Source organism: Pseudomonas sp. JV245A (assembly GCF_032424515.1).
GTDB classification, from domain to species: domain Bacteria; phylum Pseudomonadota; class Gammaproteobacteria; order Pseudomonadales; family Pseudomonadaceae; genus Aquipseudomonas; species Aquipseudomonas protegens.
The window spans coordinates 1-579 of record NZ_VYKE01000505.1; the positions used below are offsets into that span (position 1 = coordinate 1).

The following is a 579-nucleotide window of genomic DNA, read 5'->3' on the forward strand; positions in this document are numbered from 1 at the left end:
CCGGCTCAGCGCCTCGGGCAGCACCAGCTCGGCCTCTTCGATACCCAGGCCGTCACCCTGTACATCCTCTACGCCGAAGGCCAGGGTCGGCTCGTCGATGTCCCCGAGCATGTCGCGAAAGAACGCCTCGTGTTCCGCCTGCCCGGCACCCAGGCGTGCCTGGGCCACATAGTTGCGGTACGGCACCGGTGTGCCCAGGTGCTGCGCGCGGTCGAACAGCAGGTCGCGCATTTCCTCGCCGATCACCTCCATGGCGGTGTGATCCAGGGCCAGGTGGTGGAACAGCAGGATCGCCGGCACCCGCTGCTGCCCGGGCTCTCGCGCATAGACCAGGCGGATCAGCGGCGCCTGGGCCAGGTCCAGGCGCCAGTGACGGGCGTCGAAGCGCTGCTGCAACTGCGCCAGCAGGTCGCCCTCGGCCGGGTCCAGGTGCTGTTCCTCGACCCGGAGCTCGGCATGGCGCCAGACCACTTGCAGCGGTTGCGGCAGGCCTTCCCAGAGCACCGCAGTGCGCAGGATGTCATGGCGCGTGATGACCTGCTGCAGGGCCCCGGCGAAACGCTGCAGGCGCTCCAGGCT

The 579-nt window shown here is 69.4% G+C and carries 1 protein-coding gene; it reads right to left on the reverse strand.

What is annotated here, in order from left to right; all coding sequences use genetic code 11:
• Window positions 1–579, reverse strand: a 579-nt coding sequence (locus tag F6S12_RS32725) for a condensation domain-containing protein (protein ID WP_315869988.1), incomplete at both ends; no start/stop codon positions are given.